We start from the raw sequence: 24,422 nt of genomic DNA, 5'->3' as shown, positions 1-24,422 counted from the left end.
GGCGGTTAGAAAGACTTGTTGCTTCTCAAAAAAGCTTGATAATCACTTTAAAGTATTCGATCTGGTGTTCTTTTATGTCAATTATGGCTACGTCTGATGCCAGCATACTTTTTAGAACACCACCAAAAATGTTAAATAGACCCTAATATTATAGAGTAGCTATAATGACTTAAGATATGACTAACTATGCAGGCAATTATGCAAATTTTTCTTGCTCGAAATAACGTACAAGCTGGTCCATACAATTTGGAGCAGCTCAATATTATGTTGGCATCTGGTGAAGTATTACTAGATGACTTGATGTGGCATGAAGGCTTGGAGCAATGGCAGCGTGTCGGCACCTTAACCAATAACCAAACGGTTTACCGCCCTACGAATGTCAGCAGCCCTGAGGTTAATGACTCTATCATTAACAATGTCACTGTCTTCCCTGAAGATAAAGCCAGCAATGTTCAAGACGGTAAATCAGTATCATTAGATAGATTGTATGGCAAGCCTGAGCGTCCAAAGGATACGGGTAACAATGCAAAAGCGGACATGACCACCAATCGTCATCAAACGCCGCATAATAACGTGTCATTAAATAAGTCTGCGATAAACAAGACTGCCTCTGGTAAAGATAAGGTCGTCGGCAATGTCGTCCTAGCGCCTATTATGTCGCGAGTATTGGCAACAGCGCTTAATGGCTTACTCTATCTATTGGCAATTTTCCCATTAGTGATGGCATTGACCAAAATGGATGTGGACTATACTAAGTTCCAAAACATCCAAGATATAGACGCCGCTTACCAGTACTCTATGACGCTAATGGAAAGTCTTCCTAGTAGCACATTGATGATGTCACAAGTGATGGTATTTGGTCTGTTTGCGTTGCAACTGGTGTTTATCGCGTTACGTGGTCAATCACTGGGCAAGCTTATTACTGGTATTCGTGTTGTTGATCAAACCACGCACCGTCTGCCATCATTTACCAAGCTCATCGGTATGCGTACGCTACTACTGTTTATTATCTACAATTTGCTGTTCTCGTTTACCAGCTTTTTGGGCTTTGTGATTGTCGCTATTCATTACTATATGGCATCAAAAAGTCCTGAAAACATCGGTTGGCACGACAAGTTAGCTAAGACTTTAGTCGTAAAAGCAGATAGCAGTCAGTTAGTGAAAGAGCCAAAAATAAAATAACTTATAACTTTAGTGGTACATCATACGTCTTAGATTTTTGATAAAAAAGCAGCGTGTTATCGTTGCTTTTTTATTGTGAGAAAATAAATCATTGCTTTTATAGTTTATTGGCAGGATCTCAGCGATTAACCTTTGTGTTAATGTCTGACTACTGTTATAATACGGCGCTTTATATCCTAAGCTTATCCCTTATTGTTTTTTATCATAAACGATAGATTTGAGCTTACCTTATAAATCTCCTTGCTATTAACATAGGGTTGATAGCTACTAATCCGTAAGGAGTCACAATGCGACATTACGAACTGGTGTTACTTGTACACCCAGACCAAAGCGACCAAGTGGTCGGCATGGTTGAGCGCTACATCAAGTTAGTTCAAGACAACAACGGTGTTATCCATCGTTTAGAAGATTGGGGCCGTCGTCAACTGGCTTACCCAATCAACAAGATTCACAAAGCTCACTACGTTCTTTTCAACATTGAAACTGACGGTGAAACTTTGGCTGAACTTGAAGAATTATTCCGCTATAACGACGCGATCATTCGTAGTCTAGTTATGCGCCGTGACGAAGCTGTCACTGAAGAGTCGCAGTTAGCCAAGAATGCCGATGAAAAACGCGCACGCAAAGCAACTACTCGTCGTCCAGACAATCGTGAAAACGACGACAACGACAACAGTGAAGACTAATTAAAGGAGAATACTCATGGCACGTTTCTATCGCCGTCGCAAATTCTGCCGTTTCACTGCTGAAGGCATCACTCACATCGATTATAAAGATGTTGAATTGCTAAAACAGTACATCAGTGATAATGGTAAAATCGTACCAAGCCGCATTACCGGTACGTCTACTAAATATCAGCGTCAACTAGCAACTGCTATCAAGCAAGCTCGTTATTTATCGCTACTTCCATACACTGATAACCATCAGGGTTAACCGTTAATTAACTAGGAATGACTCATGCAAATTATTTTGTTACAGCGTATCGTCAACCTTGGTAAACTCGGTGAAACTGTCGATGTGAAACCAGGTTACGGTCGTAACTTTCTTATCCCTTTGGGCAAAGCACTACCTGCTACTAAAGCTAACATTGAAAAGTTCGAAGCACGTCGTGCTGAGCTTGAAGCTGAAGAAGCAAAAGAAGTAGCTGTTGCTCAAGAGCGTGCTGATGCACTAACTGACGTTAATGTTATCATGCGTGCTAAATCAGGTGACGAAGGCAAGCTATTTGGCTCTATCGGTACTCGCGATATCGCTGAAGCATTGACTAACTCAGGTCTAGAAGTAGACCGTGCTGAAATCAAGCTACCTGAAGGCACTTTACGTCAAATTGGTGAATACAATGTTGATATTCAACTACACCATGACGTTACTGCTAGTATCTTAGTTACCATTCTTTCTGAAGATGGTGATAACGAAGATTCTGCTGAAGAAGAATTTGAAGATGAGAACGAAGACTACTCTGAAGAGTAATCTTTAGAGCGTTTACGCTCTCTCTAAAAAAGCCAGTGACATTATGTCGCTGGCTTTTTTTATGCCCAAAATTCAGACTTAAAACGGTCTGTTTAACCTTTATACCTACTCAAGCTTACAATGATATACTCTAGTAACTATCTGTAACAAATAACTTAAAAAGCATATACTTAGCGCAAAAATACTACCTATAAAGTTCTCTTTATTTTTAATAATCCAGTTGCTATTCTAGCTCTATCTAATTTACTGATAAGGCTACATAATATGATAAATACTAATGACAAATTATTATGCATCCAAGGTAATGATTTTTATGCAGAAGGTGAAGTTTACACCGTAGGCAGAATAGTGAATAACAAATATTTTCAGCTGTTAACTGGCAGTAATGATGACCATTGGTATGCAACACTAGATGATCAAGGTATCTATGTCAGCTTTGACTCTTCAACTGCCAAAAATAATAAGGCTTGGTTTGATAAGATAGCGTAAGTTTTGAGTGTGACAATGTGTTAGCGCGATAACTTCATTGTAGTCATATTCACTTTATAACTTTATTTGATTTTATATCGCTACGTTATCTAATCTTGTATTCAACATCACTGGCCATTATGAACGGCCAGTTTTTTATGTAGAGGCAGTTGACTACGTTCCCCATATGCAACTGAAGAGGGCCAATCAGCTGCTGTCTGCGGTACATCTTGCCCAGCATCAATCATCTTGGCAGCATTGATCCAGCCCGCATGACCAATTGCTAGTATTGGGGTGTTGTTTTGTTCAGCCAAAACCTTATTCAGCCACCCCTCAACACGGTCAAATAACTGCTGCAGACTTTCCCCTTTATCAGGGGCAAAGTGCGCAAAGTTATCACACCAGTCATCAATCTCTTGCTTAGCGATTTGCTCCCAAGGGCGACCATCCCATTCGCCAAAATAAACCTCAGCAAGCTCAGGCGCAACTCGACATTGAAAGCCACGTTGTGCCAGTATCTGTCCGACTTTTAGGGAGCGTTGTAATGGGCTTACCCAAATGACTTTAGGTAATTGATGCAAACGGGTAAATCGCTCGATCTGATTGGCAAGACGCTTTAATTTACGCCTATCTACTCCGATATCCTTCTGACCGATACAGATACCCTCAGCTGCGATGGGCTTAGGATGACGCCAGATATAAAGAGTCATTGATTAATTAGCCTTTTCTAAAGATTTCTTTTGAATTATAAAAAAGGTATGGCCGCTGCCAAACCTGCATAAATGGCAACTTCACTCAGCTGTTGTGTCGCCCCTAGTCCATCACCCGTATAGCCATTCAGACGCCTACGTAATAAGCGTCGCATATAATCAGTCGCAACTAGCGCCAACACCAAAGCCAATAACCACTGACCAACGCTAATCTGCTGTATGACATTAGGAAATATCAGTACCACTAAAACGCCTGCCACCAGCAACCAACCGCTACTGAACAATCCTTGTAACGGTGTCAGCTGCTGCGCCATCGGTTTGGCCTTGGCATGTTCTATCTCACCGCCATACGGCAGCAGCGCAAGCAGGCTAATACATAGCAAACGCGACGCAGTATGCCCAATAATCAGCGCGACGATCGCCACTGATAACGGCATGGTGGCTAACAAGGAAATCTTTAAGAGTAATGCTGACACTAAACCTAACACGCCATATGTCCCTAGGCGTGAATCTTTCATAATAGTCAGCGTGCGCTCGCGAGTCAGACCGCCACCCAAACCATCGCAACTATCCGCAAGACCATCTTCGTGAAAAGCACCTGTGAGCTTAATCCCAAAAGCCGTACTCAGGACTGCAGCAACGAGGGGCGTAAATAAAACACTGGCAAGCCAAAACACGCCAGCGCAAAGTAGCCCAACCAGCAAACCGACTGCGGGAAAATGACGGCTGCTCTGATGTAGCCATTGCGGATTGTAGTTTTTGAATGGCGGGACTGGCAGTCGGGTCAGAAACTGAACGGCGACCAGTAATAATATCCATTCATGCTTTATAAACTGCCCAACACTTAGTTTAGACGATGACTGCTGTGACGGCTCTGGCTGATTTAATGACTGTTTTGATTCTTGCTTTGATGGTTTTTTTGATAATTGTGACATTAACTGTTTTGCTCACTAATACCCGCGTCACTAAAGCTTGCCATCTCATTGATAATGGCACAAGCTGACTGCAATAGTGGATAAGCAAGCGCTGCGCCGCTACCCTCGCCCAAACGCATACCCATATCGAGTAATGGCTCAGCGTTTAGTAGTTTTAATAAATGCGCATGTCCTGGCTCGACTGAATGATGGGCGAAAATAGCATATTGAGCGACACCGGGCGATAGGCGCTCCGCAACCAATAAAGCGCTACTCGCAATAAAGCCATCGATTAATAAAATACGGCGTTCGCTAGCGGCCTGAATCAGCGCACCTGCCATCATGGCTATCTCAAGCCCGCCCAGTGCCGCAAGCACGTCCAGTGGAGACTGTGCCTCACTATGACGCTGCAATACTTGTGTTAAAATATCCGTCTTATGCTGTAGCCCTGCATCATCAAGCCCCGTACCACGACCAATACAATCAGCAATCGGCACATCACCTAATCGTGCCAGCAAAAGACTCGCCGCTGATGTGTTGCCAATGCCCATCTCACCGACGATAAGCAAATTACCCGTTAAGTTCTCAACCACTTTCATACCATTCTTTAGCGCAGCTAAGCATTCTGCTTCGGTCATGGCAGGTTCTGTTAGCGCGTCTCGGCTACCATGACGAACTTTATAATCAAGCAATTGTGGATGGTCTTTAAAAGGAGAATTGGCAAAGTCTGCATCCACACCAGCGTCGACTACTTTTAGCTCGATATTGTGCTGACGCGCCAAGACATTGATAGCAGCGCCACCTTGCAAGAAGTTATAAACCATTTGCGCAGTGACGGCACTCGGATAGGCTGAGGTGCCATGTTTGGTTAAACCATGATCGGCAGCAAATACACGAATCTGTGGCTGATCAATCTGCGGCGTAAGCGTCCCTTGAATCATCCCCAATTGCAGTGCTAGCGTCTCTAAGCGACCAAGTGCACCAAGTGGCTTGGTCCTTAGATCTATAATCTGTTGCAGCTGATGACGTAGGTTATTATTTTCTGTATTGGCAATAGCTGGTGCGGTAAAAGTGGTCAAGGCTATCATCCTAAAGGTTATAAATGGAACAGGGCACTATGGTAGCAGATTATCCCATTTATAATGATATGATTAGACTAATTGCACGACCCAAACTTGCATAACTCCAAGAGCACTTCATGAAAATTTTAATCGCCCCTGACTCGTTTAAAGAAAGCCTAGAAGCAATCGAGGTGTGCCGCGCTATCCAATCTGGATTTAATCAGGTTTTTCCTGATGCCGACTATAGTTTATTGCCCATGGCAGATGGCGGTGAAGGCACATCAGCAGTGTTATCCTACGCACTTGGTGGACGCTGGAAAAACATGGTGGTCAATGATCCACTTATGCGACCCATCACTGCCAAATATCTGTTGTTAGAAGATAAGACAGCCGTGATTGAAATTGCTCAAGCCTGCGGTTTGTACTTATTAACAAATGAAGAAAGAAATCCACTCATTACTAGCAGCTACGGTGTTGGCGAACTTATCGCTGATGCTTTAGATGAAGGCGTCAAACGCATCATTATCGGTCTGGGCGGCAGTGCCACTAACGATGCAGGACTCGGTCTGCTCATGGCCTTAGGAATGAGTTTCTATGACCATTATGGCAAGCCTTTAGCGCAAGGCGGTAACGAACTGGCCAACTTAAAGCAGATAGACGGCTCAACCCTTCATCCAAAGCTGCGCAACACGGTCTTTGAAGTCGCTTGCGATGTGACCAATCCATTATGCGGATTATCAGGAGCCAGTGCTATCTTTGGACCACAAAAAGGCGCCAGTCCCGAGCAAGTCGCACTATTGGATAAGGCATTAAATCACTTTGCGATGATATCTGGACAGCACGGCTATCAGGATTACCAAAATATGGCAGGCGCAGGAGCAGCAGGCGGTCTTGGCTATGCCTTAATGACATTTTGCGAAGCTAACCTTAAATCAGGCTTTGATACCGTGGCTGAGACTGTCAGTCTAGAAGAGCATATTGCTAGCGCTGATTTGGTCATTACTGGTGAAGGCAAGCTTGATGCGCAAAGTGCAATGGGTAAAGTCGCTGGCGGTATTAGCATGATGGCAAAAGCAAATGATAAGCCTATAATCGCTATTTGCGGTAGCGTTGATACCTTAAATCCTATTCAGGCCACTGGGTTTGACGTCGTCATGCCCAGTGTTCAAAAGCTGGACACCCTTGATAAGGTACTAAACAATGCTTATGAGAATATTGAGACGACTGCACTCAATGTTGCCGCTGCCATTAAACTTGGGCAAAGCATGGGGTAGAGAATTAGCACTCAAGTGAATTGATGGATCAATATCAAGTCTTACAACCACTTTTTTACCTCGTTAATAACAGTGTGCATTCTATTAGGTAGGGCTTGCTGGCGCCATAAGGCAAGATATAGTGTTTCACTCACTGGTATTGGCAAACGATGACTGCTAATAAGCTCAGGGTTTGCGTACGCTGCAACTGAATGCGCTGGTAAAACGGTAAAGCCTAGACCCCTACTGACAGGCTCTAAAATCAAACCAATTTGATTAGAAAACCCTTTTTTCTTAAAGTCATTAATATGCTGGAACTCAGCGTAATTGGCACTCAGCAGCATGCTGGCATGATGAGTACCGTCAGGATGATCGATAAACCCAAGCGCTATGAGTGTCTCCCAGCTTAGCTCATTAGTCATCGCAGGCGTCACTAGTATAAGCGCTTCTTGAGCTATTGACTGGCAACTTATTCCCTCGTCATCTGAGATATCCGTCATAAACCCAATATCAATGTCATGATTCACAAGCGCTCGCTCTATATCGCTATTTGGCGCAAAGCGATAGTCAATCACCAACTGCGGATACTGTTGCTGTAAGCTCAAAAGCTTTGGATATAACTTTAGGCCCACGCTGCCAGGAGACATGAGTCTCACTAGCCCTGTATAGGCGGGGTCGTCACAGATACGCTGTTCTAGATTTGCTAAGCGCTGCAAGATATCACCCGCTTCCCTATACAGCTCCTCGCCTGCATCCGTCAATGAAAACTGTTTACCTTGACGGATGAGTAAGTCAACATCTAACTGACTTTCAAGCTTGCGTACATGCTGACTCACGCCTGACTGGGTCATATGTAGGCGCTCGGCAGTGCGGGTAAAATGCCCTACTTCAACAAGCGTACAGAACGTACGTAGCCACGTGATATTCATCATTACGATACATACTTATCTTTATAATAAATGATAATTTTACGTAATGGATATAGCTTTGTAAACTACTCCCATATCAAAACAGGAGTACAAACCATGAATAACGTCTATCCAAGAAGCTTTTCGCACATTGGCCTTTCCGTCCCTGACCTAGAAGCAGCAGTAAAATTCTATACTGAAGTGATGGGTTGGTACACCATCATGGAGCCGACCGAAATTGTTGAAGATGACAGCCCGATTGGTGAGATGTGTACGGAAGTCTTTGGCTCAGGTTGGGGCAGTTTCCGTATCGCTCATCTCTCAACTGGTGACCGTATCGGTGTTGAAATCTTTCAATTCAAAAATCAAGAAAACCCTGAAAACAACTTTGAATACTGGAAGACAGGTATTTTTCACTTCTGTGTTCAAGATCCAAATGTGGAAGAACTTGCTGAACGCATTGTCGCAGCAGGCGGCAAAAAGCGTATGGAAAAACCGCGTTATTACTACCCCGGCGAAAAACCTTACCGTATGATTTATATGGAAGACCCGTTTGGCAATATCGTTGAAATATACAGCCACAGCTATGAGCTTATTTATAGCGAAGGCGCGTATTAGATATAGCGCTTAAGAGTAAAGTAACGGTTTATGTTAAAAGTTAAAAAAAATCGGACTTATCTCTACATGTCGATTTATTCTTAATAAAGATACCAATAGCGCACTCATAATATGAGTGCGCTATTTTCATATGTGCAATTTCAATATCAGCACTCTATTGTATAACTTGCATGCCATGCTATCATTTAAGTGAATGAACAGAACACCAACTATAGTCAATACTAAATAAAATCGATACATTATTACGATACATTATTGATAGTCACGTGCTACTGGTATAAATTTTACTTGCTTGCTGTGTCTGCACCGACAGAGGCTGTACAAAATTTACCCCAGCAGCACTGTATCGTTTCTAGAGTGAATCAACTATATCAAGGATGATAAATGAATACTACAAACACAGACGCCCCTACTACTGACACCAGCGAACCATTAGTCATCAGAGAAGACAGTAAAGATGCAAGCGGCGTCGTCACTCTTACTTTAAATCGTCCCAAACAATTCAACGCGCTATCGGTCGATATGTTATCCGCTATGCAAGCAGAGCTGGACAACATCGCCCAAGATAGTAGTATACGTGTGGTCGTCATTGCGGCGAATGGCAAGGCATTTTGTGCAGGTCACAACCTAAAAGAGATGCGTGCAAACTCAGACGAAGCATTCCACAGCGCATTATTCAAGCAGTGTAGTCAGATGATGCTGACCATCAATCAGATGCCGCAAGTAGTGATCGCCAAAGTACAGGGCATCGCTACCGCCGCAGGCTGTCAGCTGGTCGCAGCCTGCGACTTAGCAGTGGCCTCTGATGACGCTAAGTTTGCGACTTCTGGTATAAATGTCGGACTGTTTTGTTCAACCCCTGCCGTTGCCGTCAGCCGCAACCTATCTCGCAAGCAAGCTTTTGAGATGCTGATCACCGGTGAGTTTATCGATGCAAATACGGCCTTGCAGCAAGGACTGATTAATCGTGTCGCGCCAGCGGATCAGTTGGATGCAACGTTGCAATCTTTAATCGATGCCATTACCGCCAAATCCTCTGTCGCCGTCAAAACGGGCAAGGATATGTTCTACAAACAATTGGACATGGACTTAGCGGATGCTTATGAACATGCTGGTAAAGTAATGACTTGTAATATGATGGCAGACGATGTCAGCGAAGGCATTGACGCCTTTATCGAAAAGCGCCATGCGGTATGGACGGGACGTTAGGAATGCTTAAGATAAAAACCCTTTAAAAATCAACCTTGCCGCGCAATGCCTTGGTTTTGCCGCGCTGCGTTTTTTGATCGACGCGTTTGCGCTTAGCACTTCTGCTCGGCTTGGTCGGTCGTCGAGCTTTGCTGACTTGAGTGGATGACAGAATAAAGGCTCTAAGGCGCTCAAAAGCATCAATCTTATTACGTTCTTGCGTGCGATACTGCTGCGCTTTTAGTACAAATACCCCGTCTTTAGTGATGCGAGTGTCTTTACTGTCAAGCAAGCGCTGCTTGTGTGTGTCGCTCAGACCAGATGCGTTGATATCGAAACGCAGATGAATTGCAGATGAGACTTTATTGACGTTTTGCCCGCCTGCCCCTTGTGCACGAATAGCGCTAATCTCTACGTCACTATCGCTTATGCTAATGCTATTACTTATAAAAATCATGGCGCTCTTTTTTTCTAAATGGTTTTTATTATATGGGGCGTGAGCAAGCACTTATAAACCAAAGAAAAGAAAAAAGGTTTTTGACAACATAAACTTAGAAAAAACACAGCAGGATTGTCTCTTATCTAATATTCTGTGTACTTATACAAGTGAATACAAACCTATGAAAACCAACAAAAAAAGGACATGATATCGATATCATGTCCCTTTGGCTTTATGATTAATAATATACTATTCAGCAGCGATGGCAATCATCTCAACCAACAACTCAGGGCGTGCCAATGCGGACTCACCACAAGCACGAGCGGGTGGCTGCACACCTTCAAACCACTTATCCCACACCTCGTTCATTGCAGCAAAGTCTGCCATATCTTTTATCCAAACCGTCACTGATAGTAGCTTTGATTTGTCACTGCCCACCTCTTCTAATAGTGTCTGTATTTTCTCTAAACAAGTCAGGGTTTGCGCTTTGATGTCGTCATCGCTGTTGCCCACTTGACCGCATAAATAAACAGTCTGGTTATGGACAACAATTTTACTCATACGTTGATTGCTATGTAGCTTTTTCATCGTATTTAATCCTTAATTAATATAATTATGTGACATTTGAATCATTCATAACTCAATGAAAGCAATGGTTTAGTTAGAAAACCGCTGAGCACTAAATGGCGCCACGTCGACCAATACTGGCTTATCATGAATCATTTCTTCAACGATACGTCCTGTCATCGGCCCTAATGTGAAACCCTGATGACTATGACCAAAGGCAAACCATAATTTTTCATGCTTGTGCGCAGGACCAATGACCGGCTTCATATCAGGCATACAAGGGCGTGAGCCTGCCCATGCCTCACTCTCTACCGCATCTTCTAATGGTAGGATTTTACGAGCAAATTTTAGTACGGTTTTTAATTGTCCAAAATTCTTTGGCGCATTCATCGTGGTCATCTCAGCACCAGTGGTAATGCGGATACCCTGCTGCATTGGCCCCATGACAAAGCCTTTATCCATATCAAACATACTGTGATTGATATTATTTTTATCTGTCACCTTAAAGTGCTGATGGTAGCCGCGCATTGGGAACAGTGGCAGGTTGTAACCGAGCGGTTTAATCAAATCGTTCGACCAAGGGCCCGCAGCGATGACCAATTTATCACTATAATAGGTATCTTTATCAGTAATGATTTTCCAGCCTTCACCATCTTGCACGATTTCTTTTACATCGCTCTCTTTAATCGTACCCTGCATATCTTGGAAGTTTTTCGCATAGGCTTTTACCAAGGCGCTTGGGTTTGATACTTGCCATGAGTTTAGCCAATGAATCGCACCAACAAAACCTTCAAAGTTAGCGCTTGGCTCCATCGCTTTTAATTCTTCAAGGTTTAATACATTATGCTCAACACCTTGCTCACGAGCATCGATAGCAGAAGCAATGGCTTCTTTAAACGTTTCTTCAGAGCGATGAAGTTGTAACCAGCCATCACGAGTAATCAGCTCATCAGCACCAGATGCTGAAATCATGGTTTGATGCTCACTGGTGCAATGTTCAATTAAGGTCTGCCATTCTGATTCGATCTGCTTAACAGTCGCTGGCGCAGAATACTTCCAATACTGTAATAACGCTTGGTGATAACGCAGGATAGCTGGAATACGATAGCGAATATCGGTCCCTTGGTTCGGCAACACTCTGATCATCTCAGTCAGCTGACGAGGAAAAGGATGGGTATGAATCGCTTCACGCTGAATCAATCCAGCGTTACCATAAGAGGTCTCTGACCCTGGTAGTTTTTTGTCTAAAAGCAATACTTGCGAGTTGTTTTTTTGTAGATGCCACGCAATTGAGGTGCCAACCATACCAGCACCGATAACGATAACTTCATAGCGCATAACCTGTCCTTTTCTTTTGGTATTAATACAGAGTGTCGAATATGAGGGTATAAAAGATAAGGGTGTAATAGTAACGTATTAAACCGTATTTTAAACCCTTATCGAAAAAATATTTTCGACACTCAACACCTTTGGTCATGCATTTACAAGGAAGCTATTTTCAATAGGAATGATAAGAGTCTTTAATGATAAAATAGCAAATAACTGGCCTGTTATGGATTGTCGAAAACCCTAAATCCTGACAACCTAACGACTTAAGCAGCGAACTTTTATTCAATCACCACCACACCGGATCATCACTCGCCAGCATCTCTAAGGACTTTCTAGAGCGCTTAACCTCAACTTCATCTGCAGACAATTCTGTGATAAACCGTGATGGCTTGTCAAAATATCCTGAATAACTGGAGAAATAATCTGGCGCAGTCAGATACAGTCTAGTCTTGGCGCGGCTACAAGCCACATAGAACAGTTTACGCTCCTCTTCTAACTCCTCAAAATCAGACAAAGAGCGATGGTGCGGTGTAATCCCATCGACCAATGAATTGACAAACACCACTGGCCACTCTAGTCCTTTGGCACTATGAATGGTGGAAATCGTCACTTTATCTTTGTCATCCTCTTCTGGCTGATTGGTCGTTGCCACTGAGTCATTGGGCGGATCTAGCGCCAGATTTTCTAAGAAATTATCAAGGCTGCTGTACTCTGTTGCTAAGTTTTTTAGCACACGAAAGTCTTCATTGCGCTCACGCCAGTTTTCCTCTAGCATCTTTAGAATAGGAACATAAAACTCTAAAACATGCTCAATAATACTCTCGACTGATTCTGCCTGACTGGCCTTTGTCAGAGTATGATACAAAGGCTCAAGTTGCTCACTTTTTTTGGCAAACTTTGCCGTGAGTAATGGCTCAAAAGAATTATTATCGCCATTAATCGCTTGGGTTAACCTGGTCGCGGTGACTACCCCTACTCCTTGGAACAAAGTTAGAATGCGATGCCACGCAATGGTGTCATTTGGGTTATAGAGTATTTTGACAAAGGCCAAGACATCTTTAATATGCCGTCTCTCAATAAACTTAATACCACCTACCACGATAAATGGAATGCCACGCTCCATAAACTCTAGCTGTACATAGTTGGACTGAAAGGACGTGCGGCACAGTACCGCAAAATCATTGTAATCGTGATCTGGTTTTAGCTCTATGATTTTATCAGCGATATATTTGGCCTCGCGAGTTTCATCACTCAGGCGGCTAAAGACGGGCTTACACCCCTCTATCGATACGCTAGAGTAAAGCTGCTTTTGATAGCCCAAGGTGATTTGCGCGGACAAGGCATTGATATAATTTAAAACAGCAGGCGTACTGCGATAGTTTTGCTCCAGCTTGATGAGCTTGGCGTCAGGATAAGTCTCACCGAACAGTAGAATATTTTCGTAGTTTGCGCCGCGAAAAGCATAAATACTTTGATTGTCATCACCGACCACCATCAGCGATACCGATTCAGGCTCACAAATCAAATCTATCAGCTGTTTTTGCGGGATATTGGTGTCTTGATATTCATCGACCATGATGTAACGATATTGATTTTGTAGCATTTGGCGAAAGGTATCATTGGTCTTTAAATGGCGCACGACTTGGCTAATGATGTCGTCGAAGTCGTAAAGATGATTGGCGCGCTTATACTCATGAAAGTCAATTGCCAACTGCTCAATAATGGGAATGTGTACAGCGATATCAGGATAATTACTTTCGATTAAGTCGCGGATATGAATGCGTCTGTTTCTAGATGTGGAGATGATATTTTGCAAGGTCTTTTTACGAGGAAATGCTTGGCTTTTGGTCTGCGCAGGATACTTTTTTTCTTTATGAATTAAATCGATGGCATCCTCGCTATCGCCTGTGTCCAAGATAGTAAATCGCGGATTGATACCAAGCAGCCCTGAATACTGACGCAATAGCATATTGCAGAATGAGTGAAAGGTTCCACTAGTAATATCGTCTAACGCTTTACTGGTCGGTAGGGTGTCTTTTGCCAAGTCATCGTCTGATAACGTATCAGCCAATAAAACTTTGGCGCGACTTTTTATCTCATTCGCCGCTTTACGGGTAAAGGTCAGTAGCAAGATGCTTTTCGGCGTCACCCCATTCTCTAACAAATAACTGGTACGGTAAGTCAAGGTCTTGGTCTTGCCAGAGCCAGCACCAGCGATGACCAATACCTTGCCATCAATAGTAGTAGCTGCTAGCAATTGGTCAGGGTTTAGCTCGCTAGCGTAGTCTGCTTTCAACCCTAATTCACCACTCAATCTTTGCTTCAGCAGCTTAATATTGGCATCGTCATCAGCATCGATTAAGTTTGCTTCTAGCTTTTTAATCGCCTTTTCAAGACGCGCAAGCTTAGGCTTAATTTCCATGAAGTTCTGAGGATAGTTATAGCTTTGTGTGTCAAAGATTGTGGTAGTCATTATAGGGTTTTGCCTTCCATTTTATTTTAGCCGCCCGTATCTATACAGGGCGTTTATGCTAAACATATCTACGATGTAACTTATCGTTTTGGCTGAGTGAATTATGAGTACGCATCGACGATACGATTATAATCCAGATAAGTATCTTACAGCACAGCTTAGCACAATCAATAAAAGAGCAAAATTGACAGCGATAAATAGCACAGTCTCGAACAAAATCTTAGCATAGCGCACAACAACCTCACCCCTATTCAGGTAAATTTGCTACAATGTGCCCAATTTTGATTTACTACTTAGTTAAGCTTTATACTGACTAAATATCAAGTCTTATATTGACTAAGTACCAACCGATTTTATTAATACATTGAGAGAATGTTATGGGTTTTAATTGCGGCATCGTCGGCCTACCAAACGTGGGTAAATCCACCTTGTTTAATGCGTTGACCAAAGCGGGTATCGCCGCTGAAAACTTTCCATTTTGTACCAAAGACCCCAATACCGGTATCGTTCCTGTGCCAGATCCACGCCTAAAGAAACTGGCTGATATCGTCAATCCTGAGCGCGTACTACCGACGACCATGGAGTTTGTTGATATCGCCGGTCTAGTCGCAGGCGCGTCAAAAGGTGAAGGCATGGGCAACCAGTTCTTAGCCAATATTCGTGAAACTGATGCAATTGCTCACGTCGTGCGCTGCTTTGACGATGACAACGTCGTACACGTTGATGGCCGCGTCAGCCCTATCGATGACATCGAAACCATCAATACAGAATTGGCATTGGCCGACTTAGAAGCGGTTGAGCGTGCTATTACGAACTTAAGCAAAAAAGCCAAAGGCGGCGATAAAGACGCTCAGGCCATGCTCGATATTTTCAAAAAAATCGAGCCTTTATTAGCAGAAGGTAAAGCGGCTCGTGGTGCCAATTTAGACAAAGACGAACAAAAACTCATCAGAAGTTATGGTCTTATTACGCTAAAACCAACCATGTATATTGCCAACGTTTCTGAAGACGGTTTTGAAAATAACCCATACCTTGATGCAGTGCGTAACTACGCCACTGGCGAAGACTCTATCGTCATCGCTCTATGCAACCAAATCGAATCTGAAATCGCACAGCTTGATGAAGATGATAAGAAAGACTTTTTGGCCGAGATGAACATGGAAGAAGCGGGTCTAGATCAAGTGATTCGCGGTGGTTATGACTTGCTTGACATGCAGACTTACTTCACCGCTGGCGTTAAAGAAGTACGCGCATGGACTGTCGCTGTTGGTGCAACAGCGCCGCAAGCCGCTGGCGTGATTCATACCGACTTTGAGCGCGGCTTTATTCGCGCTGAAGTAATCGCTTATGATGACTTTATTGAATACAACGGTGAAAAAGGCGCAGCAGCAGCTGGTAAATCACGTCTAGAAGGCAAAACCTATATCGTGCAAGATGGTGATGTCATGCATTTCCGTTTTAACGTTTAACTCTAACCGTTAAATATCGAATTACTTGCTTACACAGTCTTAGTAGAGAACAACCAAAAGCCAGCTTCAAAGCTGGCTTTTTTTATTATAATAAAGGGAACAATATTAGAATAACCAACCCCACTAAAGCAATAATAAAATAACGGACTATAAACTATGAGTTCTTATGGTAAACAAACACTTAATCCTAGTATACGTTGGGCAAAACTATTCAACGCTCAGCGTTTGGGCAGTACTAAGAAAGCGCCTGTTCAGGACAGCGCACGGACTTCTTTTCATAAGGACTATGACAGGCTGGTATTTTCACACTCTTTTCGCCAGCTTAATCAAAAGACGCAAGTGCATCCATTAACCAATCAATTGGGCATTCATACGCGTCTGACCCATTCGCTTGAAGTCTCCTGTATTGGACGCTCATTAGGCATGATGGCAGCCGAAAAGCTGCATGAGAAACTTGGTAATGGGCTACCAGCAGGGGTATCGCCAGCCGATGTTGGCGTCATTGTTCAAGCAGCCTGCCTCGCCCATGATATTGGCAATCCGCCTTTTGGTCATGCAGGTGAGTATGCCATTCGTGATTGGTTTATGCATCCTGACCGTCAACCTGTCTTGCAGGGTTTGAGTAGTAACGAGCAGTTGGATTTACTGGCTTATGAAGGCAATGCTCAAGGATTTCGACTGCTAGCGCGTAATGAACACCATCCTGATAAGGGCGGCATGCGCTTGACCTGTGCAACCCTCGGTGCCTTTATGAAATACCCTTGGTTAGCGACACATAGCAACAGTACCTATCAAAGCATACATTCAGGCGGCATTTCGACCAAAGTACAAAAATTTGGCTGCTTCTATAGTGAAGCGGCACAATTAGAAGAACTAGCAGCGTGTTTACATTTGCCTCGCTCGTCACAACATGATGGTTTTGCCCGCCACCCATTGGCGTATCTTTTAGAAGCAGCGGACGATATTTGCTATGCATTGATAGATTTAGAAGATGGTATCAATCTGAATATGCTAACCTATGTTGATGTGGCCGCTATATTTTACGAATTGATTGGCGAGCGACCTAGTAGCATTGCATTACCCACACAGCTCTCTGCTCGGCAGAGTCTGGCATCATTGCGTGCACGTGCGATGATGCGTTTGGTCAATACTGTCACCGATGCCTTTGTCGCTAATAGCGATACGATGTTGGCTGGAACCCTCGATGGCAGTCTATTTGCACATTGTGAGGCAAATGTGCAGAATGGTATCAACCAAGCCAAGCAGTTAGCGCGCGAGCAAATATTTAACCATCCAAGCAAGGTTAGGATGGAGCTGATGGCCAACCAATGCTTGCATCGCCTGTTAGATGCTTTTATGCCATTGGCGTGGACAGGGAACGAGACAACCTCTGCATCTCAGTCAATGTCTTTTGAACAGCAACGTTTGCTCAGATTATTACAACCACATCTCGATGAGCATCGCCGGGTATTATCAGATAATATTTATCACAATATCTTAAATATTTTGGATTTTGTTACTGGTATGAATGACCATGAAGCCTATAGACTGGCGCAAGAATTACAAGGTCATTGGGGTACCATGGTTTAGTCAGTTTACAATTGTTTCGTATTTTAGTCGTATTTGTGCGCTGAAATGAGTATGATAAACACCTATTGGATAACTTTGAAATATTATGAGCAGTCGCGAACAAAAGAAACTTCAAACTCGGCACGCCTTTTTTAATGCAGTGCTTGATTTATGTATGACAGGACAGTCTTTCAGCTCTATTAGCCTCAGACAGGTGACTCGTGAGGTGGGCGTTGTGCCGACTGCTTTTTATCGGCATTTTGATGATATGGAAGCACTTGGTCGAGCCCTAGTGGTTGAAGAGCTAGGCGGGACGCTCGCTATTCTGAGCGATAGCCTGCAGATTGGCCGCAAACGTAGCTTTGATCGTCAAATCGCTAAGAGTATTCAGCTGTTTTTATACATGGTGAGCGATCAACCCTATTACTGGCAATTTTTGGTCAGTGAACGCTATGGTGGTTCTGAAGCGGTGCGTAAAGCCATTCATGAGCTCGTCAAAAATCATGCCCAAAGCTTGGCGGAAGATTTGGCACTGCAACCTGCATTTACTCATATCAATGCCTATGACCGTCGTCTACTGTCTGAAGCTGGGGTAAATATGTTCTTTTCTTGGATTATTGACTGGTTAGAGCTGACCTATACCGAAGACCATGATGATGAAATCGACTTAAATGAAATTGAAGAGAAAAAACAGTTGATGCTACATAACTGTACTCGCCAGGCACAAATGCTGTTTTATGGCGCTTACAATTGGAAGTCTACCGAGGAGACACGTTTACAAGATTAACCAGTAAGCGGTTTACAACACTATCACTGGCAACATCGTTATGACTAACAAAGTATAGCGCTTGCTAGAAAGCAGGTCGAAAAGCCCATAATCGCTGTGTCACCACCGTTATTTCTTTGGCTTGCTTATTATTGTCATGGTTAGCAGTAGTGCCATCTTGTATCACGCCATCATCAATAGCGGCTTTGCTAAGTAATATGGTTGCAAAGCGCTGTTTTGCTTGAGTGCTGTCTGTGCTACCACTACTATCGGTAGCCGTGATAAGCGCCATAAAGGCAGAGCTATCAACGGCTAACAATGGCGCCAACACCTCACGCTGCTCCGTATTTAAACCACTTAACGTTGGCAACGGCCATATCTCATCGATAGAGGCCAACGCTTGGTTCGCGCGCATATTGATCAGTCCTTCCATCTGTTCACTATTAGCACCATCCATTAAGGCCGCCAGCAAAACTGGGCTGGCGGTATTAATATTGATGGGAACATAGTATGGAATAGCACTGATATAAGGGCGCAGTGTGGCTATCACCTCAGCATCGATACCTCGAACACCTTGCAGCTGTTCAATACTGACCAAAGGCTGGTTTGGTAGTGTGCTCTCTGCTGCACCGTTCATTTGCTGCGAGTAAACCACACTCTCATCACCGCCATCTTGGTAGACATCACTGTCTGTGTCTTGATAATCGAGTACAGCAATAGCAATGTCAGGCTCTAAGTTCAGCTGGGTTAAAAGCCTCTGAAATACCGCTAGCGCGGCGCTATCGACCTCTCCTTCATGATAGAGGTTATTAATATTAAAACGACTCGCTTCATCACGTAATTCGATGCTAATGCTATGATTGGCTAAAGGATAAGGCGGTATTGGTTGCGCCCAGATATCTTGCTCACTGTCTGTATCATTGAGTGTCGCATCAGCGCGAAGCATCATCACTGCCAACTGCTGACCCGTATTTATATCCTGTAATAGCTGGTTTTGATTAAATAACAAGCCGCTACGCCTAATGGCAATCTTTTGACTGGCAAGCATCGCTCCTGCAACCACGGTAATACTGACCACCAATAATAGAATCGTCAGCAGCGCGACCCCACGTTGAGAGTCTGACTTTATCGGCATGGTTGGCATCAGCAGCCTCTATCACTAATCAAACAACGCATGTTATATGCTACCTTTTGGATTACTGTTCTCTATACCACCATTATTAGCCCCGCCACTATTATTACTATTACCGTTTTCGATGCCACCATTGCTACGATTAGGCTTGTTTTTACCACTACTTGATATTGGTTGTGGCGCCAGTGCCCATTGCCAAGTAATTGGCATATCTTGATAGGTAAAGTTGATAGCAACCCCTTTTGGAATTAACATTGCTGCAGACTCTATGCTGGCTATATTGGCTGCCTGTCCAGACATTCTATTGGTGCTATTATTATCGTTATTACCGCTGCTATTTTCATCAGGAAACTTAGTGCTCAGTTCTGGTAGATATGCATGCCAACTGCCTGCTGTGATGCCATCAAGCAAGACACTATCTAAGCTGATGCTATCACGCCCACCATCAATACTGGTATATTGGCGGCGAATGAGACGCTCATCTGCAAATATATATTCCACGCGCTGCAGACTGGCACTATTTTGATAGCGCGGATCAGGGTCGGCAAAGCGTATAAAACTGACATGCTCATCATCTAGGCTCATAAAAGGCTCAGGCTCTATAATATTGGCTTGATTACTGTCATTGCTAGTAGCGTTCGTTGAGACACTATTATCTTGCGTAACAGGTGCCTGATAAGGAATGACTTGCCCCATATCTTGCTGTAGCTGCAGGTAGGCATACTGCAATACTGCTAAGTTATCCGCATGAAACTGTGCGCGCTCACGGGCTCGGTTCACGCCATCAAACACTTGCCAGCCAGCAACCGCAAGCATCGCAAATATCGCCATCGCCACCATCAGCTCAAGTAAGGTAAAGCCGCGCTGTTGTTTCACCGTTTACCCCCGCTTGGATTTAAATTGGCCAAATCCAAACTGCCAATATCTTGCTCACTATTACTTACTATCACATCAATGTCGGTCACTGCTGTGCGCGTCTGACCATCTACGATAGGTGCAACTGCGATGTTCACTTGTGTTAATGCGGGCGTAACAGCATCACTGACCGTCATCACAACTTGCCAATCACGACCTTGAGTATTGATGGTTTGAGTGCGATTGGCCGTCAGCCACGTCTCTTGGATACGCAAATCAGCCGCGGCATTTTGCGCCACGAAATGAGCCAGCGTGCGGGTGCGCAGCACATCTACGGAGCTCAAATATGCACTACTAGCACGGCTAGCGGCGACAGCAACCACCGCCAAAATAGCCAAGGCAACCATCACCTCAATCAGCGTAAAGCCATTTTCATGATGGGATAACATGGCTTTGTTTTTTTTGTCATGAGACAGTACTTTATTCTTATCGCTCATCAGCTATAGCCCTTGCCCTATCGACATACTACCATCAGGCATAATGGTAATGACCTCTCCCACTAAACGTGAATTATGAAGTACCTCAATGGTCACAGGCGCTGCTTGCCCAGTACCAAACCACAATACTTGCGGCACATTCTGCTCTGTAAACCAAGGCTGTAATGTGTACCCTTGCTCAGTATTTGATGTTTTATTAGACGATAAACTCTGAATCCTTAGACTGACGCCATTGGGCAATTCAGGTAAGCTGACTTCTGGCTCAACCTCCCAGCGCGGTGTGGGTATTCTATCTGAAGCATCACCTGACATACTCATCAAATCTGCTGACAACTCCATCGAGTTTTTAGGTGTGCTATCTCCACCATCAGATAAGACGGTCGCTTTTTGATAGGCGATATATGGATTTGATAAGGTAACAATAATGGGCGCCACTTGGCCTTGCTTATCGGCCTGCAAACTCAAACCCATCGGCTGCATACGCTCAGCTGACAACAGTCGTACATAGCTCAGCGAGTCCGTTAAATGCTCATAAAATGCACGGTTTTTACGAGACTCACTACTTCCCACTGATAAGCTCATCATGCCAGCAAATATGGATAGAATAACGACAACCACTACTATTTCGACAAGGGTGAAGCCCGCTTGCCTGATGTGGCTGTGCGCGTGAGGAGCTGCTATTGAGGAAGTTGAGGAAGTCGGTTTTGACATACAGAAGTCATCTAGAATGGCGTCACCCTATTAAAAAATGACGCTACATTGGGTGGTGTAAATATGATAGACATAAAACGATAGATATGCCTGATTATGAAAAGGTGAATCTACACACATTGCATAAGATAAAGTTTAACGTGCTGCCATACAGAATATAACAACACGGATTTTATAAAAAATAACTCAATACATTAAAAATATAATAGGAATCTAGTAATTGGTATTACGGTGCTCTTCTGATTCAGTATCAATTTGCTCCACCAATTCTTGCATATCCTCATCCATTACCTCGTCATCAGCAGCTGGATAATGGCTTGGCAACTCAAGCATTTGCTGCACAAAGGCATAACGCAGCGTATCACGGCGACCTAGATAGCGCTGATAAAAGCTTGAGTTTAATAATCCTGCTCCGCCCTGACCCATCGCCCAAATCGAGGACAAATAATCGCGCGTACTTAAGCTACTATGTTGCTCTTGTAAATACGCACTGATAATATCAATCAAGCGCTTCATACGCTGACGACGAATGTCATATAGCTCACCGAATAAGCGATTCAGACCTGTCACTGATGCGGCCAGACGCTCTTCGATTTGGTTAAGGAGCATGGCTTTTTGCGGGTTAAACAATTGCTGAAAAATCATACGTGCAACACCTGCCGATGGACAGTCGTCAATACGATTAATCTCAAACAGCTGTTCTTCGTAACGGATAATTATGCGCAGGTAGAGCTCATCTTTACTGGAGAAATGTTTATACAACGTACCTTTGGCCAAATCAAGCTGGTCGGCCAAACTGTCCAATGTGATATCACCATCGCCTGACTCAAGTAACAGTTGCTCTGCCATCGCCAAGATATTTTCTTCTCGCGCTTTGAACTGATGCTGACGACTCATAATCTCTCCTAAAAACTGACAATATCATGCATATGACCATCGTTTACATGCGTAATTGGCAGCAAAAGTATGAGGTAATACAAAGACTGCTCAAAGACCATAATAAATGAATATGCTCATGTTTGCTAAATAGCCATTGATAATCATATGGTTATGCTTAATATTAAAAATATTTACCACATAGAACCATCAGACTGTCTAATAAATGACTGAGTGGTCATAGCATAACCATTTTAGTGATACTGTGCCAGTAGATTTTCAAAGTTTTTTGCAGTCAGTGCACCAACGTCATTGCTACTACAGCCATACATATCGGCAAGATAACTTGCTACATAGGGGACATATGCAGGCTCATTAGGTCTGCCACGTTTGGGTACAGGTGCGAGATACGGGCTATCAGTCTCGATCAATATTCTGTCTTTGGGCATATTCTTTGCCGCATCTTGAATCATTTGCGCACTCTTAAAACTCACAATACCTGAGAACGAGATATAAAACCCTAAATCCAGTGCACGTTTTGCCGTTTCCCAATCTTCGGTAAAGCAATGAATAATGCCGTGTTCAGCACCTTCTGCCTTTAAAATATCGATAGTATCCTCTTTGGCATCACGCATATGTACGACTAGCGGTTTCTTCAAGCGTTGGCTGGCATGAATATGGCGTGCAAGGCTGGCTTGTTGCTCTTTTTTATTTTCTGTTGACCAGTAATAGTCCAGCCCCGTCTCGCCTATTGCCCAGACATGCTCAGCATCGGCGGTCTCTATCAAACGCTCGACCGTCGCTGATTGCAATACGCCAATATCTTCACAAGGATGGATACCCACGCTCATGCCTAGGTTCAGCGTCTCATCACCGTAGGTACTGACGATATTGGCAATTTCATCATATTCAGCGAAATCACACATAATCGCCATCGCACGCGTGACATTGGCTTCTTTCATGGCGGCAATTGCACCGGACAACTGACCGTCATACTTCGTTAAATCTAACCGGTTTAAATGGCAATGAGTATCAGTAAACATAAACAATCTCGTTAATAAAAATCAATAAGTGTGGATCTGTTGAACATTTATTGCTCCAATCAGCACTGTTTTCAAGGGGTGTTTAACAGTAAACTATCAGGTTAGCTATTAATGATATTCAAATTAGCTTTATTAAAGCTATAGATATGGCAAACACCACACTAAAGCGTTACCCTAATAATGGCGTATCACTAGCAAAAACGTCGCATCCTTTATTCATTCATCACAAGTCCTATCATTATGAATCATAAAAAAACCGTTACCCTACCACCTATTATAAAGACTCTGCTACCTAAGTATTTGTACAAGCAACGGTTCTTATTGCAGGACAACGGACATGATAATCACATCGATATTGCTAAAGATACGCGTATTATTGGTCATTCAGTTATTACCATTCGTAAAGGTCATGATAATCAAATCACCATTGGTGAACATGGACAATTTAACACCTTAAAAATCGATATCAATGGCAGTCACAACCAAATAACTATCGCAGAGCATGTAAAATTTTCTGGTCAATTATTAATCGTTGGCAATCATTTGCACATTCATATCGGTGAGCGTACCACTGCCATAGATTGCTATATTTTAGCACGCGATAAGAGCGTGACCATCGGTAAAGCTTGCATGATATCGCGCGGCATCGAAATTCGGGCGACTGACGTCCACAAGGTCTACGATATAGACTCTAATGTAAGACTGAATAATGCTCATGCTGATGTTGTCTTAGGAGATCACATCTGGATTGCCGCCAATGTAACCGTTTCTAAAAACGTCACTATCGCTAGCGGTTGTATCATTGCAGCAGGCGCTTTTGTCAACAAACCCATTGAGACGCCAAACTGTATGGTTGCGGGTACACCTGCAAAAATCATTCGCCAAAATGTACGCTGGGAGCGCTAAAGATAGCTCAAACCAAGG

Annotated in this window: 26 protein-coding genes and 1 pseudogene; 13 read left to right on the top strand and 14 right to left on the bottom strand. The window is 43.5% G+C overall.

Annotation, left to right across the window (positions count from 1 at the left end; all coding sequences use genetic code 11):
• From QL919_RS12205 to QL919_RS12180, 6 genes and pseudogenes are all read left to right on the top strand, one after another.
• Window positions 1-97 (top strand): annotated as a pseudogene (locus QL919_RS12205) (IS1 family transposase); the annotation flags it as partial.
• 101 nt (window positions 98-198) lie between these two features.
• A complete protein-coding gene (locus tag QL919_RS12200) occupies window positions 199-1,182 on the top strand; it encodes an RDD family protein (protein ID WP_290189759.1) in 984 nt (327 codons plus the stop codon).
• A 287-nt stretch (window positions 1,183-1,469) separates the two neighbouring features.
• Window positions 1,470-1,868 carry a 30S ribosomal protein S6 gene (gene rpsF / locus QL919_RS12195; protein WP_192522940.1) on the top strand — a complete coding sequence of 133 codons (399 nt, stop codon included), beginning with the start codon at window positions 1,470-1,472 and terminating at the stop codon, window positions 1,866-1,868.
• Between the two features lie 16 nt (window positions 1,869-1,884).
• Window positions 1,885-2,115 (top strand): 30S ribosomal protein S18, encoded by a 231-nt coding sequence (gene rpsR / locus QL919_RS12190; RefSeq protein WP_010198808.1) that lies wholly within the window; start codon window positions 1,885-1,887, stop codon window positions 2,113-2,115.
• Between the two features lie 24 nt (window positions 2,116-2,139).
• Window positions 2,140-2,652 carry a 50S ribosomal protein L9 gene (rplI, locus tag QL919_RS12185; protein ID WP_290189758.1) on the top strand — a complete coding sequence of 171 codons (513 nt, stop codon included), beginning with the start codon at window positions 2,140-2,142 and terminating at the stop codon, window positions 2,650-2,652.
• A 264-nt stretch (window positions 2,653-2,916) separates the two neighbouring features.
• Complete coding sequence (locus QL919_RS12180) at window positions 2,917-3,141, top strand: hypothetical protein (RefSeq protein WP_290189757.1); 225 nt, start codon at window positions 2,917-2,919, stop codon at window positions 3,139-3,141.
• A 107-nt stretch (window positions 3,142-3,248) separates the two neighbouring features.
• Here the strand turns inward: QL919_RS12180 and QL919_RS12175 are convergent, their stop codons facing one another.
• Genes QL919_RS12175 through cobT form a run of 3 tightly spaced genes read right to left on the bottom strand, consistent with a single transcriptional unit; the run spans window position 3,249 to window position 5,832 of the window.
• Window positions 3,249-3,830: a histidine phosphatase family protein gene (locus tag QL919_RS12175; protein ID WP_290189756.1), complete on the bottom strand. Its 582-nt coding sequence runs from the start codon at window positions 3,828-3,830 to the stop codon at window positions 3,249-3,251.
• 35 nt (window positions 3,831-3,865) lie between these two features.
• Window positions 3,866-4,765, bottom strand: a complete 900-nt coding sequence (gene cobS, locus QL919_RS12170; protein WP_290189755.1) for an adenosylcobinamide-GDP ribazoletransferase — start codon at window positions 4,763-4,765, stop codon at window positions 3,866-3,868.
• Window positions 4,765-5,832, bottom strand: a complete 1,068-nt coding sequence (cobT, locus tag QL919_RS12165) for a nicotinate-nucleotide--dimethylbenzimidazole phosphoribosyltransferase (protein WP_290189754.1) — start codon at window positions 5,830-5,832, stop codon at window positions 4,765-4,767. The genes cobS and cobT overlap by 1 nt, the downstream gene beginning before the upstream one ends.
• 110 nt (window positions 5,833-5,942) lie before the next feature.
• Here cobT and QL919_RS12160 point away from each other — a divergent pair, with 110 nt between their 5' ends.
• Window positions 5,943-7,079 (top strand): glycerate kinase, encoded by a 1,137-nt coding sequence (locus tag QL919_RS12160; protein WP_290189753.1) that lies wholly within the window; start codon window positions 5,943-5,945, stop codon window positions 7,077-7,079.
• Between the two features lie 41 nt (window positions 7,080-7,120).
• Here the strand turns inward: QL919_RS12160 and QL919_RS12155 are convergent, their stop codons facing one another.
• Complete coding sequence (locus tag QL919_RS12155; protein WP_290189752.1) at window positions 7,121-7,990, bottom strand: LysR family transcriptional regulator; 870 nt, start codon at window positions 7,988-7,990, stop codon at window positions 7,121-7,123.
• A 93-nt stretch (window positions 7,991-8,083) separates the two neighbouring features.
• Here QL919_RS12155 and QL919_RS12150 point away from each other — a divergent pair, with 93 nt between their 5' ends.
• Together QL919_RS12150 and QL919_RS12145 are read left to right on the top strand one after the other, a co-directional pair.
• On the top strand, window positions 8,084-8,584 hold the full coding sequence (locus tag QL919_RS12150) for a lactoylglutathione lyase family protein (RefSeq protein WP_290189751.1): 501 nt from the start codon (window positions 8,084-8,086) through the stop codon (window positions 8,582-8,584).
• 384 nt (window positions 8,585-8,968) lie between these two features.
• Complete coding sequence (locus QL919_RS12145; protein ID WP_290189750.1) at window positions 8,969-9,793, top strand: enoyl-CoA hydratase; 825 nt, start codon at window positions 8,969-8,971, stop codon at window positions 9,791-9,793.
• Window positions 9,794-9,815: 22 nt separating this feature from the next.
• Here QL919_RS12145 and arfB read toward each other — a convergent pair whose 3' ends face one another.
• From arfB to QL919_RS12125, 4 genes are all read right to left on the bottom strand, one after another.
• Window positions 9,816-10,229 (bottom strand): alternative ribosome rescue aminoacyl-tRNA hydrolase ArfB, encoded by a 414-nt coding sequence (gene arfB, locus QL919_RS12140; protein ID WP_290189749.1) that lies wholly within the window; start codon window positions 10,227-10,229, stop codon window positions 9,816-9,818.
• Window positions 10,230-10,460: 231 nt separating this feature from the next.
• Window positions 10,461-10,799, bottom strand: coding sequence for a RidA family protein (locus tag QL919_RS12135; RefSeq protein WP_290189748.1), 339 nt, complete (start codon window positions 10,797-10,799; stop codon window positions 10,461-10,463).
• Window positions 10,800-10,868: 69 nt separating this feature from the next.
• A complete protein-coding gene (locus tag QL919_RS12130) occupies window positions 10,869-12,116 on the bottom strand; it encodes an FAD-dependent oxidoreductase (RefSeq protein ID WP_290189747.1) in 1,248 nt (415 codons plus the stop codon).
• A gap of 277 nt (window positions 12,117-12,393) precedes the next feature.
• Window positions 12,394-14,580: an ATP-dependent helicase gene (locus tag QL919_RS12125; protein ID WP_290189746.1), complete on the bottom strand. Its 2,187-nt coding sequence runs from the start codon at window positions 14,578-14,580 to the stop codon at window positions 12,394-12,396.
• Between the two features lie 377 nt (window positions 14,581-14,957).
• Between QL919_RS12125 and ychF the strand changes: the two genes are divergently transcribed.
• From ychF to QL919_RS12110, 3 genes are all read left to right on the top strand, one after another.
• Window positions 14,958-16,049, top strand: a complete 1,092-nt coding sequence (gene ychF, locus QL919_RS12120; RefSeq protein WP_290189745.1) for a redox-regulated ATPase YchF — start codon at window positions 14,958-14,960, stop codon at window positions 16,047-16,049.
• A gap of 156 nt (window positions 16,050-16,205) precedes the next feature.
• Window positions 16,206-17,639, top strand: coding sequence for a deoxyguanosinetriphosphate triphosphohydrolase (locus QL919_RS12115; RefSeq protein ID WP_290189744.1), 1,434 nt, complete (start codon window positions 16,206-16,208; stop codon window positions 17,637-17,639).
• A gap of 85 nt (window positions 17,640-17,724) precedes the next feature.
• A complete protein-coding gene (locus tag QL919_RS12110) occupies window positions 17,725-18,405 on the top strand; it encodes a TetR family transcriptional regulator (RefSeq protein ID WP_290189743.1) in 681 nt (226 codons plus the stop codon).
• A gap of 64 nt (window positions 18,406-18,469) precedes the next feature.
• Here the strand turns inward: QL919_RS12110 and gspK are convergent, their stop codons facing one another.
• The 6 genes from gspK to QL919_RS12080 form a co-directional block, all read right to left on the bottom strand.
• Window positions 18,470-19,528, bottom strand: coding sequence for a type II secretion system minor pseudopilin GspK (gene gspK, locus QL919_RS12105; RefSeq protein WP_290189742.1), 1,059 nt, complete (start codon window positions 19,526-19,528; stop codon window positions 18,470-18,472).
• Window positions 19,529-19,561: 33 nt separating this feature from the next.
• Window positions 19,562-20,392, bottom strand: coding sequence for a type II secretion system minor pseudopilin GspJ (gspJ, locus tag QL919_RS12100; protein ID WP_290189741.1), 831 nt, complete (start codon window positions 20,390-20,392; stop codon window positions 19,562-19,564).
• Window positions 20,389-20,868, bottom strand: a complete 480-nt coding sequence (gene gspI, locus QL919_RS12095) for a type II secretion system minor pseudopilin GspI (protein WP_290189740.1) — start codon at window positions 20,866-20,868, stop codon at window positions 20,389-20,391. The genes gspJ and gspI overlap by 4 nt, the downstream gene beginning before the upstream one ends.
• A gap of 3 nt (window positions 20,869-20,871) precedes the next feature.
• Window positions 20,872-21,579: a prepilin-type N-terminal cleavage/methylation domain-containing protein gene (locus QL919_RS12090; RefSeq protein ID WP_290189739.1), complete on the bottom strand. Its 708-nt coding sequence runs from the start codon at window positions 21,577-21,579 to the stop codon at window positions 20,872-20,874.
• Between the two features lie 213 nt (window positions 21,580-21,792).
• The gene (locus tag QL919_RS12085; RefSeq protein ID WP_068405549.1) at window positions 21,793-22,476 is read right to left on the bottom strand and encodes a TetR/AcrR family transcriptional regulator; all 684 of its coding nucleotides are present in this window, start codon (window positions 22,474-22,476) and stop codon (window positions 21,793-21,795) included.
• 233 nt (window positions 22,477-22,709) lie between these two features.
• A complete protein-coding gene (locus QL919_RS12080; RefSeq protein ID WP_290189738.1) occupies window positions 22,710-23,498 on the bottom strand; it encodes a TatD family hydrolase in 789 nt (262 codons plus the stop codon).
• Window positions 23,499-23,738: 240 nt separating this feature from the next.
• Here QL919_RS12080 and QL919_RS12075 point away from each other — a divergent pair, with 240 nt between their 5' ends.
• Window positions 23,739-24,404: an acyltransferase gene (locus QL919_RS12075; protein WP_290189737.1), complete on the top strand. Its 666-nt coding sequence runs from the start codon at window positions 23,739-23,741 to the stop codon at window positions 24,402-24,404.
• Window positions 24,405-24,422 lie beyond the last annotated feature (18 nt).

The organism is Psychrobacter sp. APC 3426 (assembly GCF_030408035.1).
Classification (GTDB): domain Bacteria; phylum Pseudomonadota; class Gammaproteobacteria; order Pseudomonadales; family Moraxellaceae; genus Psychrobacter.
The sequence above is the reverse complement of the archived record's forward strand: the minus strand, read 5'-3'. Positions and strand labels throughout refer to the sequence as shown.

Bases quoted from the DNA above. Each gene is read 5' to 3' on its own strand.
- arfB (WP_290189749.1), bottom strand. From the start codon at position 10,229: ATGATTTTTATAAGTAATAGCATTAGCATAAGCGATAGTGACGTAGAG.
- QL919_RS12085 (WP_068405549.1), bottom strand. From the start codon at position 22,476: ATGAGTCGTCAGCATCAGTTCAAAGCGCGAGAAGAAAATATCTTGGCG.
- QL919_RS12200 (WP_290189759.1), top strand. From the start codon at position 199: ATGCAAATTTTTCTTGCTCGAAATAACGTACAAGCTGGTCCATACAAT.
- gspI (WP_290189740.1), bottom strand. From the start codon at position 20,868: ATGAGCGATAAGAATAAAGTACTGTCTCATGACAAAAAAAACAAAGCC.
- rpsF (WP_192522940.1), top strand. From the start codon at position 1,470: ATGCGACATTACGAACTGGTGTTACTTGTACACCCAGACCAAAGCGAC.
- QL919_RS12135 (WP_290189748.1), bottom strand. From the start codon at position 10,799: ATGAAAAAGCTACATAGCAATCAACGTATGAGTAAAATTGTTGTCCAT.
- QL919_RS12130 (WP_290189747.1), bottom strand. From the start codon at position 12,116: ATGCGCTATGAAGTTATCGTTATCGGTGCTGGTATGGTTGGCACCTCA.
- cobT (WP_290189754.1), bottom strand. From the start codon at position 5,832: ATGATAGCCTTGACCACTTTTACCGCACCAGCTATTGCCAATACAGAA.
- ychF (WP_290189745.1), top strand. From the start codon at position 14,958: ATGGGTTTTAATTGCGGCATCGTCGGCCTACCAAACGTGGGTAAATCC.
- QL919_RS12110 (WP_290189743.1), top strand. From the start codon at position 17,725: ATGAGCAGTCGCGAACAAAAGAAACTTCAAACTCGGCACGCCTTTTTT.
- QL919_RS12160 (WP_290189753.1), top strand. From the start codon at position 5,943: ATGAAAATTTTAATCGCCCCTGACTCGTTTAAAGAAAGCCTAGAAGCA.
- QL919_RS12080 (WP_290189738.1), bottom strand. From the start codon at position 23,498: ATGTTTACTGATACTCATTGCCATTTAAACCGGTTAGATTTAACGAAG.
- QL919_RS12180 (WP_290189757.1), top strand. From the start codon at position 2,917: ATGATAAATACTAATGACAAATTATTATGCATCCAAGGTAATGATTTT.
- QL919_RS12115 (WP_290189744.1), top strand. From the start codon at position 16,206: ATGAGTTCTTATGGTAAACAAACACTTAATCCTAGTATACGTTGGGCA.
- gspK (WP_290189742.1), bottom strand. From the start codon at position 19,528: ATGCCAACCATGCCGATAAAGTCAGACTCTCAACGTGGGGTCGCGCTG.
- rpsR (WP_010198808.1), top strand. From the start codon at position 1,885: ATGGCACGTTTCTATCGCCGTCGCAAATTCTGCCGTTTCACTGCTGAA.
- QL919_RS12175 (WP_290189756.1), bottom strand. From the start codon at position 3,830: ATGACTCTTTATATCTGGCGTCATCCTAAGCCCATCGCAGCTGAGGGT.
- QL919_RS12125 (WP_290189746.1), bottom strand. From the start codon at position 14,580: ATGACTACCACAATCTTTGACACACAAAGCTATAACTATCCTCAGAAC.
- rplI (WP_290189758.1), top strand. From the start codon at position 2,140: ATGCAAATTATTTTGTTACAGCGTATCGTCAACCTTGGTAAACTCGGT.
- QL919_RS12090 (WP_290189739.1), bottom strand. From the start codon at position 21,579: ATGTCAAAACCGACTTCCTCAACTTCCTCAATAGCAGCTCCTCACGCG.
- QL919_RS12075 (WP_290189737.1), top strand. From the start codon at position 23,739: ATGAATCATAAAAAAACCGTTACCCTACCACCTATTATAAAGACTCTG.
- QL919_RS12145 (WP_290189750.1), top strand. From the start codon at position 8,969: ATGAATACTACAAACACAGACGCCCCTACTACTGACACCAGCGAACCA.
- QL919_RS12150 (WP_290189751.1), top strand. From the start codon at position 8,084: ATGAATAACGTCTATCCAAGAAGCTTTTCGCACATTGGCCTTTCCGTC.
- cobS (WP_290189755.1), bottom strand. From the start codon at position 4,765: ATGTCACAATTATCAAAAAAACCATCAAAGCAAGAATCAAAACAGTCA.
- QL919_RS12155 (WP_290189752.1), bottom strand. From the start codon at position 7,990: ATGATGAATATCACGTGGCTACGTACGTTCTGTACGCTTGTTGAAGTA.